A 13,109-nucleotide genomic window follows, 5' to 3' on the forward strand; every position below is an offset into this window, starting at 1 on the left:
AACAAAAAAGACCTAGGATACAGGTCTTTTTTGTTTCTGGATATCGTCCAACGCGTCCTTAAGGTTTCTTCTTAAAAAAATCACTCTCGTTGGATCACTTAACTTGCTAATAAGTGCAGTTTTCACACAATAAATTTGAATCATATTCCAGGTTGGTTTACCCTTTTTATTCTTCTGGGTATAAGAACTTTATTACAGCACTATAAGGAGGAAGTTGCATGGTAGAGCAACGTAAAGAGGTTATTGGTTCTTATTTACTGGAAGAGGATGCACTTGCGAAAATTGATTGGCTGCAGTCAGAGGGCTACCAACCGGAGGAAATCTGGATTATTCGTGATAACCGTGGACTGGTAGAGCAATTTGGTGACGGGGCATTAACTCGTACTCACGATGAACGAGAAGCTCAACTTAATGAGTATTCAAGCATCAATCCGAGCAGCTCCATCGTCACACCAAAAAGCCTATTCACTCCTGAAAATAAAAGCGTTGCAATTACATTGATGGAGATGGGCATTGCAAAAGAGGAAGCATATCGTTATGAGTTTGATGTAAAAGTTGGAAAGGTGCTTGTACTTGCCGAACCGATATCGAGCAAGAAATTGCGCCAGGAAGCTATCACAGAGAGCCGATTGGAGAGATATGCGAGGGAAAAAACCGCTTTACAGGTAGATCCTGATACAGAATCGTTAACAGCGGAAGAACCTGTCGTTTCAGAGAACGAAAGAATAACAGAATCAAGCACCTCCATTAATCGTCCAGTGCCTGATTCCAACATAGATGGAAGCATTCCACTAGATGAGCAACTCTTGACCGGCAATCCTGTTGAAACCGAGAAGAATTACGCTCGGGAAGAGGTCATTGCGCTCCATGACCAGGCAAGTGTGACGAGCGAATCAACTTCGCTAAGAAGTGGGGTGGATTCTGAGTTAGATTTAGAGAATGATTTAGACGGCGCGCAGCCTACTGCAACTAATAACGGAAAGCGTTATGCCGAAAATAGTTCAGAGGAAGACGTGGACAAAGCATTACTCTATGAACATGGACAGCCGTTCCCGATGGAAAAGCCATATGAGGAAGATGTCTATGACCAGCGCGTTGTTTCAAATGGCCCACTGGGTGTGGAGTTGGAAGAAACAGCAGGGGATATGAGTCGCAGTCAGGACAAAAAGCCACTCTTTCGCTCTGGGGATACAGGAGCAGGTTATTCTACGAGACCTGTAGATTCTGAGACTGCAGGTAGAACTGATGAGCAAGTAAGAGAAACAGGAGATAAAGGCCCTATTCTTTTTGAAGATACATTAAAGGAAATCGAAAAAGACGAGCCATTGATAAATAGTTATGAGTCTACAAACTATGAAACAGAACAACCTGGTGACATTTATACTCCGGAAGAAGAGACATCTGTCCATATTGACGAAGAAACGTACATGCAAGAGGGACATGTACGCTACAATGAACAAAATGAAGGCCCACTATTTGAAGAAGACAGCTCAGAAGGTCCATTCTCCGACCGCAAAAAAGAAAGAATGACCCAAAAACGCAACAACCTTTTTACCGACGACCGAGACAACGACCTTTTTAGAAGATAACCAGAATAAAATGCAAAAGCAGTCCGGGAATTCGGTAGAATTCTTGGACTGCTTATTTTTTTTCGAAAAGGGGTCAGACCCTCAAAGGATTTTCCCCTTCGACGTCGAAACCCCCTTCTTCCACTATAAACTCACACTTTTGCCGGTCTCGCTGCTGCGGTAGATGGCGTCGATGATGAGGGAGACTTGCATGGCTTGTTGTGGTTTGACGATTAGTTCTTCTAGACCGAGGCAGCTGTTTACAAAGTTTTCTGCTTGCGGGAGACTTGGGTCGTCTTCGCCTGGCACCCAGTCGGCTTCTGTATTTAAGAGCATGCCGTGCTTCATCTGATTAACGTGGAATGGAAACAGGTCCACCCCTCCACTAATTCCGGATATACTTACACTCTCTTCGTCCCCTTTTACATTCGCTGACCAAGAGGTTTCAAACAGCAAGGAAGCTCCACCTTCAAATTTTATGTAAGCTGTCACGTGATCGTCCACTTCAAACGTTTCATGATCAAAGCTGCCCCATTGGTTCACTTGCCCTGGAATTTTACTTAACTCATTATAGGCAGATCCCATCACTTCCACAGGCTTCGGGTTTCCGAGCAACCACAAAGATAGATCCAACAAGTGGCAACCATAGTCAATTAAGCTACCTCCTCCCTGTAATTCCTTGTTCGTAAACACACCCCATCCAGGCACTTTACGTCGACGCATACCGCGAGCCCTTGCAACAATCGGTCGACCCATTTCATCCGCATCCACCAAACGTTTCGCTGCCACCGATTCTTTCATAAACCGGTAATGGTAGGCAATTGCAAGCTGCTTGCCTGAATTTTCAGCAGCAGCAACCATAGCTTCACATTCATCTGGGCGCATTGCCATCGGTTTTTCACAGAACACATGCAAACCTGCTTCTAAAGCTGCAATGGTTATTTCTGCATGAAACTTGTTTGGTGTACAAATTGTCACTGCATCCACATGTTCAAACATATCCGCATAGTGGGCATACACATTGCTAATTCCAAACTTCTGCCCTACCATTTGTGCCGTCTCTTCATTCACATCACTGATTGCCGTAATCGTCACTTTCTCTTCCATTTTTAAAAACGTCGGGATATGACGGTTCTGCGCAATACCTCCAACCCCAATAATCCCCATACGTAACTTACTCATACCTACACCTCATTTATCATTTATATGTATTTTTCAAAAATAGTAATGCATAAGGATTCTCTAGCTGTTGCTTGGAGCACAGGGCGAAGACTCCCGCGGGAGGAAGGGACTGGGGAGACCCCGCAGGCTTGCCGAGGAGGCTCCCGGACCGCCCGCAGGAAAGCGAAGCCCAGTGCGGAAAGCAACAGCGGTGTCACCTATTTGACTAAACTACCTCTATACTCATTTGGCGTCACACCAAAAAACTTCTTATACACCTTACTAAAATACTTCTCATTCTGATAACCAATATGATACGCAATCTCATAAATTTTTAACTTAGGATTCACCAGTAATTCCTTCGCCTTCTCCATTCTGATTCGCGTTACATAATCCGTAATGGTTTCATGATACTCTTGCTTGAACTTGCGGGAAATATGCTCACGGCTCAAGTAAAAACGATCGGCAATTTCCTGAAGGGTGATATCCTGTTGATAGTTGTCCCTTAGGTATTCCTCAATTTTATCCATACTTGAAATGGAACCTGCTTCAAAGCTCCGGACAGGAATCGTTTCCACATCGCTTGCAGAACTCAAAGCCCTTTTGGCCAAAGCATCTTCTTTCCACTTTTTCACGGCCCGTTCTAACGTCTCATTTAACAGGTCCGGATCAATCGGCTTTAAAATATAATCAAAACTCTTATAATAAATAGCATTCCGCATGAATGTGTAATCATCATATCCGCTAACCACAATGGTCACGCTCGGTAAATCTGATTCTGCAATCCATTTAAGCAGGCTGATTCCATCCTTTTTCGGCATGGCCATATCGGTAAAGATAATTTCGGGGCGATGCTGCTTGATGAGCAAAATCGCCTCGTCCCCATCCTCTGCTTCATAAATCGTATCAATCCCGTTTTCCTTCCAATTTGCCAACAGCTGCAGTCCATCTCGCACATGCTTTTCATCATCCACGATAATTGCTTTCATTTTTTTCACCCCCAACTTCTAGCGGAAGCTTCAATGTCACCATAAAACCACCTTTATGATGATTTTCTAAGTGAAGCGAGGCTAAGTTATTGTAATAAAGCTGCAAGCGTGTATGAATATTCTTCAATCCTATATTAGTTTCTTCTACGTCAGAAGCTGGTTTCCCTTCTCTCAACAAGCGATAAATTTCCGTCAATCTGCTGTCACTCACACCGGCACCGTTATCCCAAATGGCGAGATAAAGATAATTGCTTGCTATCTTCCCATGAATATCAATCTTCCCAACCCCTTCTCGAATATCAAATCCATGTTTAAAATAGTTCTCGATAATCGGTTGGAGGATCATTTTGGGTACCTCTATGTCCAGCGCGTTCTCTTCCATTTCTATCTCATATTCGAAATGCTCGCCGAAACGTTCTTTTTGCAGCAAAAGAAATGCCTTTACATAATTAATTTCTTTTTTTAACGGTACCATGTCCTCCTCCATGTTCATCCCATATCTCATGATTTTTGAGAGGTGGGTCAGGAGGGTGTAGATCTGCGGGACCTTATTTTTCAAGGCAAGTGTTCCAATTGATTGCAAGGCATTATATAAAAAATGCGGATTCAGCTGTGATTGAAGCACCTTTAACTGATTGGTTTTATTTTCAATCTCCAACTTGTATTCTCTGTTGATTAAGAGGTTAATTCGTTCCATCATTTGCTTAAAACGATATCCCAATATACCAATCTCATCATTTCCTAGAGATGGGAACTGCACATTCATGTTCCCCTCTTTTACTTGCTGGATGTTTTGGAGCAATACTCTGATAGGGGAAGTAATTTTAAAAGAAACAATAAGCGATGCTAAAATGACCAAGCACAACCCAATAACACCAAAAAGAATATTGATTTTCGTTACCACGAAGGCATTGTCATAAAGGGTAGTGTAAGGGACCCGCTTCACCAAGATCCATCCACCTTCTGCAAGCTCCGTTTGGTCATACATCATGACGCCTTGAAATTGCCCATTGTCCCATTCCATCGTTCCCTGCGTTGATTCTGATTTCATAATCTCTGGAATCCATCGTTGCTCTTCCTTTTTGGAGGCGACCATTGGGTTCGAGCTATAGATCAACTCTCCTGTTGCAGAGAGGATGAATAACTCTTCTTTTTCCTTGTTGTAAAGGTTCTCACTTAACTCCAGAATTTTTTCCGTGCCCACTTCAAGGGTAATATAAGCTAGCACCTTATCAGAAGGTACATTCGTCAAGGCACGGTGAACATACAAAACATTTCGCCCCTCTTGAAGCTGGGTGGTGTCAATATTATAGTTGTACGGACTGATTTGAGCGCGTTTATATGCGTCTTCGTAGGCATTGGAGATGCGGTCAGAGAAAACGACCGTGGACCGTTTGGAGGCGGTGATCCCCCTATTTTCCTCTGCAAAAGAGATCTGCACCCTCGTGATGTTTTCTTCTGCGTATAGAATGGTCTGCAGTACGTTTCTGACAATTCCTATCGTTAAATAGTTCGCTTCATTGTCTGGTGTCCGCATGTAGTTGATGAAATCAGGATTGTTGTAAAGTGATAGGGTGAGATTGTTGAGCTCTTCCAAATAGTTTTCGAGATTTATTTTCCCTTGGTAGAGAAGGTTGCTGTTTTCTTGGACGACCAGGTCTTTGAATGCTTCTTTTGTTTGGTAGTATGTAATGATGATCGACGTTCCGAATGGGAGGATCGTAATGATTAAAAGGAGTGCGATCAGTTTGTTGCGTATGCTTTTTTTAAACATGGATCCATCACCTCCGAAGCGCTTACATTTTTATGATACTCCTATACTCCTTGTTTCCTTTCGTTTCAGGTATTCGCTTTCCGCGGGACGGTGCTTGAGCCTCCTCACTTCGTTGGAGACCACTGAGTAACTCTTTGATTTTAGAATGTATTTAAACACCGCTGTTGATTTCCGCAAATGGCTTCGTTTTCCTAGGGGCGCTGCTGGAGCCTCCTCGTCTTCGCCTGCGGGGTCTCCACCTAGCACTATCTCCCTATGGAGTCTTCGCCTTTTGCTCCAATCACCAGCTACGAATCGTAATAAACTTTACTTTATAAGTTTTTCAGTGGCCTCCTTCGTTGCGGGGTCTCAATCTACCGTTACTCCCCCTCTGGAGTCTCACACCTTGCACTTCAGTCAACAAGGGAAACCTATGGTAATAAAAGGTCTTCTTTTCTTTTCTATAAAAATTCAAAAACTACGTAATTAGAGTGGATGGCGCGCAGATTTTTGCGGAAGTAAGGGATAAGGGAGACCCCGCAGACTAGCTACCGAAAAATATAAATTTTATGTATCTAGTAATCTTTAGCTGTTGATTGGAGCAAAGGGCGAAGACTCCTGAGGGAGACATCGGTAGCTTGAGACCCCGCAGCGGAGCGAGGAGGCTCAAGCACCGCCCCTAGGAAAGCGAAGCCATTTGCGGAAATCAACAGCGATGTCTAATCAGCAACCTTACCTTAATTCATCTACTTTTCTGGCCTATTGATAGGCGCTTGGAACAGAAATCAACAGTTCAGAGTAAATTCAAACCTATTTTACGTACAATATCTTTCTTTTAATTATACCAGAAAAGCATGCCTGCTATGAGACATGCTTTTCGAAAATAGTGATTATTTTAGGTTATCCCAAGTAGTTTGGAAGCGCTCAAGAACGGTGTCGTAGTCGATTCTTCCAGCAGCGTATTCTTGGATAGTTGCTGCAAACTCTTTGTTTGCTCCATCCGGCCACATGAACCAAGTCCAAGGAACCGTTTTTTCCGCAGTAGAGTACTCAAGGATAGATTGACCAAGATCACCAAGTCCAGCTGGCTCGATGTTATCGAATGCCGGAATGAAGGCGAACTCTTCTGTGATGAAGCGTTTACCAGTTTCAGAGGATACCATCCAGTTTAAGAATGTTTTTGCCTCTTCGATATTTTCAGAGTTTTTGTTGATAGCCCAGTTGTTTGGAACGCCAACAGGTAGGCTGTCTGCACTTGCATCATCGTTGATTGGAATTGGTAGGAAGCCCATGTTCATGTCTGGATCTACTTCATAGATCATGTTTTCCGTCCAGTTACCTTGTTGAAGCATTGCCGTTTGACCACTAGCAAATTGCGTAACTTGTGTGTTGTAGTCTGTTGTTAATGGATTGTCGTTACCAAATTTGATTTCAGCGTCAAGAACTTCTTTGAATTCTTTAAAATGCTTGTTACCTACAATTTTCTCTGATCCGTCGTATAGGCCGGCGATGAACGCTTCTGGATCTTCTTGTTGTGCAAATGGAATGTTAAGTAGATGTTGCCCGATTACCCACCATTCTGCATAACCAGCAGAGAAAGGAGTGATGCCTGCTGCTTCTAATTTTTCAGCAGCCGCTTTCAATTCTGTAATATTTGTAGGAGGTTCTGTGATTCCAGCTTCCTCAAACAAGTCTTTGTTGTAGATGAACCCGTATCCTTCAAGGTTAACCGGCATTCCGTACAGCTTGCCGTCTTCTGGATCTGTCATTGGTACTTTACCGATTGGTAGAACGTGCTCTGCCCATGGCTCTTCAGATAGATCTGCTAAATGCTCTTTCCAAAGCTCAAGCTCTTTGAATCCACCGTTGTTGAAGATGTCCGGCTGTTCACCAGAAGCAAATTTTGCTTTAAGTGCTGCACCGTAATCTGCTCCTCCACCAACTGTTTCTAATTTTACTTTGATGTTCGGATGTTCTGCTTCAAATTCTTTAATCATTTCCGCTAACTGGTCAGCGATTTCCACTTTAAATTGGAAAAGATTCAGTGTAACTTGATCTCCATCCCCGGAGTTGTTGTCACTGTTGCTTGAAGAATTATCGCTAGAACAACCTGCAAAGATTCCAACCACTAACGACAACGATAATAAAAGAAGTACTAAGCGTTTCATTAAATTGCCCCCCTTGATTTAAATGAAAAATTTTATAGTAACTTGGCAAAGGCCACAGTAAGGTTGCGGCCCATGCTAAGTCTACTTAACAGAACCTGCGGCAATCCCCTTGATGATATGCCTTTGTAAAAATAAGAAGAAAATGATGATTGGCGCGATCCCCAGCATTAATGCTGCAAGCCCCATATCCCATTGCTTCGTGTACTGCGCAAAGAACGAACTTGTTGCAAGTGGAATGGTTCTAAGCTCCGCTGTCTGCAGAACAAGTAGCGGCAACAGATAATCGTTCCAAATCCAAAGCGTGTTTAAGATAACCACTGTGACCGTAATGGGTTTGAGGAGTGGGAATACTATTCTCCAAAACACCCCAAACTGACTGCAACCATCAATTCGTGCTGCTTCCTCAATTTCCACCGGCACTGTTTTCACAAATCCGTGGTAGAGGAAAAGTGAGAGCGGTACGCCGAAACCGAAGTACATAACGACGATTCCAGGGATGCTGTTGATAAGGTTAAGCGCGCCACCTAGTTTCATCAATGGAATCATGACCGTTTGGAACGGAATGACCATCGCGGAAACGATGATGACAAATAATATTTTACTAAACTTTCCGGGAGTGCGGACCATTTTCCATGCAGCCATGGAACTTATGACGACAATTCCAATGTTACTTAGAACTGTAATAATAAGCGAGTTCCAGAAAGCGCGTGGGAATTGGATGATTTCCCACACTTTTGCATAGTTGCTGAAAAGGATTTCTGTCGGCAATGCTGCCGCGTCAATCAATATTTCACTAAAGCTTTTCACTGAGTTTATGATGACAAAGTAAAAGGGAATGAGGAATAGGATTGCCAGAAGAATTCCTATAATTTCAAGCACAAAGGTTCTTTTCGTATACTTTTGATCCATTATGCCTCAACCTCCCTTTTCTTTGTTGCCATTACTTGGAATGTCGTAAAGATAGCCACGACTACAAAGAAGATGATTGCTTTTGCCGTTCCAAGGCCATAACGGTTATTTTGGAACGCTTCTTGATAAATGTTGATGGCCACTGACTGCGTAGAGTTGAATGGTCCACCACCTGTTAAACTCAGGTTCAGGTCGAATATTTTGAATGCCATCGCGATTGTCAGAAAGAAACAGATCGTGAAGGCCGGTAAAATTAATGGAATAATAATTTTGGTGATAAGGGTGAAGTTGTTAGCCCCATCAATTCTAGCTGCTTCCAATAAGGAATTGTCCACCCCTTGAAGGGCTGCGATGTAAATAATCATCATGTAACCGCTGATTTGCCAAGCAAATACGATGACAATTCCCCAAAATGCTGTTGTTTCATCTCCAAGCCAAGGAAGCTTGAAAAAAGAAAGTCCCGTAAGTTCTCCAACCGATGCAAATCCTCTGACAAAAATGAACTGCCAGATGAAACCGAGCAATAGTCCCCCGATGACATTTGGGATGAAAAAGACGGTTCTTAGGATATTTTTCGTTTTCAATGCTGCATTCAATAACAGCGCAAGGCCGAAACCTATTAAATTACTAATGATAACTGCTGCAAACATAAATTTTGTCGTGAACATAAAAGAGTTAAAAAACACTTCATCGTTGGTGAAGATCCGCTTATAGTTTTCTAGTCCCACCCACTCAATCGCGGAACTGACACCATTCCAGGACGTAAAAGAATAATAGATTCCCATCAGAAACGGGATGATTTGAATGACAAAGAAAAAAACAAGTGCTGGTCCCACAAAAGCCGAGTACGTTAATATGCTCTTTAGCTTGACTTTCCTTTTCGGATCGCCCTTCACATCATGCAACTTCATCCTGCCTGAACTATTCGGCACAACAGGATCCATTTTCGGTTCAATTTTAGTCTCCATCTTTACTCACTCACCGCCTATTTGTAAACGCTTTCCTACATTATAAAACGCTTCCATACCATTTCAGGGTCACTCAATTGACAACATAGGGGTACTAGATTGATAGATGGCGAAAAGGAGAAGTGGGGTTTCGACAGAGGGAAGGAAATACCTTCTGGGGTCTGACCCCTTATTTTATTTTTAATATTAAACTAATATTAATTTACAATTTCTAATGTTTCATTGAATATTCTGATATAATGGAAGAAATATGCTATTTAAATTTATTTATTGGAAAAGTAGGAGTACGATGACTATTAGACAGCAGTTTTCATTGTTTTTTGACCAAATGGAAGATATGGTCTTCTTGGTGGAGTGGAAAGATAACGAATTATGGTACACAAGTGTAAATCCATCTGCGCAACAGAAGCTTGCAATTGGTATGGTGGGAAAAAAGTTAGTAGATGTTCTTCCTCCATCCGTTTTTACCTTACTGGACGAAAATTATACAAAGTGCATTCAATCACAGCAGACTGTAACCTACTCAGATTTGAATTTATTTGTAAGCGATCTTCCCGCATCTGAAACAAGCCTGACATATATAGAGGAAGATGGAAAAACATTTGTGCTGGCGATTACGAAAGATATAAGTGCCTTAAAAAAGAAAGCGGAAGATTATATCTTTCTGGAATCGTTGGTAGCAAACACCGTGGATGCGATGCTTGTCATCGACATGGAGGACGCAGTTCTGAAAATTAATGGAGCATTTGTCCAACAATTTGGATGGAGTGCTTCTGAACTAATAGGTCAATCGTGGGAATCATTTCCCATTACACCAAAAGAATTAAAACCAAAAACAATGGAAACGTTGGCTCTTATAAAGCGAGGACAGTCCGTTCCTTCTCAAGAAACTGTCCGGCTAACAAAAGAAGGAAAGTCCATTCATACTTCTGTCAGCTATTCGCCCATTTTGAATGAGGAAAACAAAGTCGTTGCCATTTCCATGATTTATCGTAATATACAGCATCTAAAAGAACTTGAAGAAAAATTAGAAGAAAGCAACGATGCCTATAAATCATTATTTTCCTATCATAAAAATGCTGTATGTATGGTAAATGAAGATGGGATCATTGAGAATATTAATGAAGCTTGTGTGAACATTTCAGGTTTTCCAAGAGAAGTCATTATTGGGTTTAATATTGTGGAGTATGCCAAAAAGGTTGTTCCGGATTTAGACTTCAACAAGACAAAGTGTGGCGAGGTTACAAACTATGAGTTGCTTTTCCCTGATTCTAAGGGCCGTGAATTATGCTTGTCTGTCACAAATGTTCCTATCATAGTAAAAGGAGTTCTAAAGGGTACGTATATCATTGCCCAAGACATCACGGAAAAAAGATGCATTGAAAAAGAAAGAGAAAAACTACAAGAACAGCTTACCTTTCAAGCGTATCATGATAGCCTGACAGAGCTACCCAACAGAAGGTTGTTAGAAGAAAAGCTAGAAGAATCACTTATTGGTGCGGCCCAAGCTGAAAGTATGCTTGCTGTGTTTTTCTTGGATTGTGACCATTTGAAAGAAGTAAACGATACATATGGACATGAGGTTGGGGACGAATTGCTTATACATTTCTCCAAACGCTTGGAAAGATGTGTAAGAGAGGGCGATATTGTTGCTCGCTTAGGCGGTGACGAATTTGTCATCGTTCTTCACGACATGGAAAATTTAACACAGGTAGAAAAAATAGCAGATAGGATCTTAGGAATCTTAGGAAGTCCATACACTCTTCAAGGTCATCTGATAGAAGCTACATCGTCCATCGGAATTTCCACCTACCCAGCCAATGGATCCACTGTCAAACAACTCTTGCGCAAAGCCGACCAAGCCCTCTACGCTGTCAAAAACGGCGGCCGTAACGGCTACCGCCTATCCCTGGTTTAGCACGGTGGAGAAATAAAGAAGTAAAGAGGGGTCTGACCCTCAATCAATTAAAGCACTAAAGCAAACCCAATAAAAAGCCAAAAAGAGTTAGGGTTCCCTCTTCCTCTTTTTGGCTTTTAGTTTTAGGCAGCATTAGTTTTCTCTGTCTCTATTTTTGACCTTTTGTTTTCTATCGTTCCTGTGGCTTATCACCAAATACAGGGCAATTCCCACGACAGCACCCGTGCTATCCAATACCACATCGCTCACCTGTCCGCTTCTGCCGGGAACATATAACTGATGAACTTCGTCAGAAATGGCGTAAAGGACCGTAATGACAAATGCCAGTCCTATGCTCAACCAGCCATGTCCCCCACTTCTTCTAACTGCATTCAATGTGAGCATCACAAGCAGCATATAAGCAAAAAAGTGCGCGTTCTTTCTAACGAAAAAACTAATCTCATCTATGTGAAGTTCTGCTTCAGGGGCGACTTGTTCCACTACTTTGTTTACTAGCTCTGTAATTCCCCCGCTTAAGTCCGCTGACTGATCTGCATGCTGAGCAGAAAGGAAAAAAATTAATGCCATCCAACTAATAACAAGTGCCCAAGATAATATCGCGACCATTTTTTTCTGAAATTGCAACTGCATTCCACTACTTCCTCAAAATTTCACTAGATATATATATCTAGTATAACACAACGCATATCTACACTACATCAGTCTAGAACTCTTATATTTTAGGGGTACAAATTCTAATCTTTCATTGCAAGACAACATGTTAAAACATCATGAAATAGCCTGACGAATTTTTGAGGTCTCCTTTTTTTTGTAGGTAAACTACATTTTTTTACAAAAAATCACAATTATCTTTTAAAAATACTAGGTATTTTTTACCACTTTATATATAATAGTATTTGTAAACGCTTTATTTTATTGTATGGGAGGGGTTAGAAACCGATGGGGAAAGAGCTTCAAGTGATTTATCAATATCAGATTGGTCTTTCGACAATGGCATTGCAAGCACATAGGCATCCACAATATCAAACCTACATAAAGGATATCGAGGGGGACTATATGACTGATGACACCGCAAGGGATATTTTACATACCGGCTGTTTAGATGACAGTAGTACTTATGATGGACGTCGGATTGCAACCATTCATTTTACCAATTATATTCAAAAGACGCCTATTCTTATTGATCAGGCTGAAGGGATTATTGCCATTCCTTCACATTCACCTGAACAGGAAGCATGTTGCTGGTTATTTCTTCACCATTTGTCACATGTTGAAGCCGTATCCTCCACGAGATGTGTAGTTGTATTTAACAATCATGATCGTTTGATTCTAAATGTGTCTGCCATCACAATTTATGAACAGGTAAAAAAAGCTTCTGTAGTTTTAACTCGTTTCTGTTCAAACAAACAGTTCAATTTTTCGTTAAACCCGAAAGTAAAGCGCTCATCAAAATCTCGTAAAATAAAAGACTAGCATTTCATCATGAATTAGTAAGATCTTGCTGCAACCAAAACGTGAATTACGGTTACACCAATCTGTTACTAATATACAGGAGAGCCGGATTTTCATCTGTATGAATTTTATTTGAAAATCCGGCGTAATATTCCTTCCTCATTTAGCAACTCTTCTTCTTTATACACTTATCCAATTTTTTCTACAAATTTACATAAAAAAG

Annotated in this window: 10 protein-coding genes; 3 read left to right on the forward strand and 7 right to left on the reverse strand. The window is 41.5% G+C overall.

What is annotated here, in order from left to right; all coding sequences use genetic code 11:
* The first annotated feature begins 218 nt into the window (after positions 1 to 218).
* Entirely contained in the window at positions 219 to 1,589 is a 1,371-nt protein-coding gene (locus AAV98_RS05185) for a general stress protein (RefSeq protein WP_060664507.1), read from the forward strand.
* A gap of 123 nt (positions 1,590 to 1,712) precedes the next feature.
* Here AAV98_RS05185 and AAV98_RS05190 read toward each other — a convergent pair whose 3' ends face one another.
* From AAV98_RS05190 to AAV98_RS05215, 6 genes are all read right to left on the reverse strand, one after another.
* Positions 1,713 to 2,750 carry a Gfo/Idh/MocA family protein gene (locus AAV98_RS05190; protein ID WP_060664508.1) on the reverse strand — a complete coding sequence of 346 codons (1,038 nt, stop codon included), beginning with the start codon at positions 2,748 to 2,750 and terminating at the stop codon, positions 1,713 to 1,715.
* Positions 2,751 to 2,947: 197 nt separating this feature from the next.
* Complete coding sequence (locus tag AAV98_RS05195) at positions 2,948 to 3,718, reverse strand: response regulator transcription factor (protein ID WP_060664509.1); 771 nt, start codon at positions 3,716 to 3,718, stop codon at positions 2,948 to 2,950.
* Complete coding sequence (locus AAV98_RS05200; protein WP_060664510.1) at positions 3,696 to 5,492, reverse strand: sensor histidine kinase; 1,797 nt, start codon at positions 5,490 to 5,492, stop codon at positions 3,696 to 3,698. The genes AAV98_RS05195 and AAV98_RS05200 overlap by 23 nt, the downstream gene beginning before the upstream one ends.
* An 869-nt stretch (positions 5,493 to 6,361) precedes the next feature.
* A complete protein-coding gene (locus AAV98_RS05205) occupies positions 6,362 to 7,639 on the reverse strand; it encodes an ABC transporter substrate-binding protein (protein WP_060664511.1) in 1,278 nt (425 codons plus the stop codon).
* Between the two features lie 81 nt (positions 7,640 to 7,720).
* Entirely contained in the window at positions 7,721 to 8,548 is an 828-nt protein-coding gene (locus tag AAV98_RS05210) for a carbohydrate ABC transporter permease (RefSeq protein ID WP_060664512.1), read from the reverse strand.
* Positions 8,548 to 9,459 (reverse strand): carbohydrate ABC transporter permease, encoded by a 912-nt coding sequence (locus tag AAV98_RS05215; RefSeq protein WP_156317649.1) that lies wholly within the window; start codon positions 9,457 to 9,459, stop codon positions 8,548 to 8,550. The genes AAV98_RS05210 and AAV98_RS05215 overlap by 1 nt, the downstream gene beginning before the upstream one ends.
* A gap of 346 nt (positions 9,460 to 9,805) precedes the next feature.
* Between AAV98_RS05215 and AAV98_RS05220 the strand changes: the two genes are divergently transcribed.
* Entirely contained in the window at positions 9,806 to 11,434 is a 1,629-nt protein-coding gene (locus AAV98_RS05220) for a diguanylate cyclase domain-containing protein (RefSeq protein WP_060664514.1), read from the forward strand.
* Between the two features lie 132 nt (positions 11,435 to 11,566).
* Here AAV98_RS05220 and AAV98_RS05225 read toward each other — a convergent pair whose 3' ends face one another.
* Complete coding sequence (locus AAV98_RS05225) at positions 11,567 to 12,064, reverse strand: VanZ family protein (RefSeq protein WP_060664515.1); 498 nt, start codon at positions 12,062 to 12,064, stop codon at positions 11,567 to 11,569.
* Between the two features lie 309 nt (positions 12,065 to 12,373).
* Between AAV98_RS05225 and AAV98_RS05230 the strand changes: the two genes are divergently transcribed.
* Positions 12,374 to 12,907 carry a competence protein ComK gene (locus tag AAV98_RS05230; RefSeq protein WP_060664516.1) on the forward strand — a complete coding sequence of 178 codons (534 nt, stop codon included), beginning with the start codon at positions 12,374 to 12,376 and terminating at the stop codon, positions 12,905 to 12,907.
* Positions 12,908 to 13,109 lie beyond the last annotated feature (202 nt).

The organism is Bacillus sp. CHD6a, assembly GCF_001293645.1.
In the GTDB taxonomy this organism is placed as follows: domain Bacteria; phylum Bacillota; class Bacilli; order Bacillales; family Bacillaceae_I; genus Sutcliffiella_A.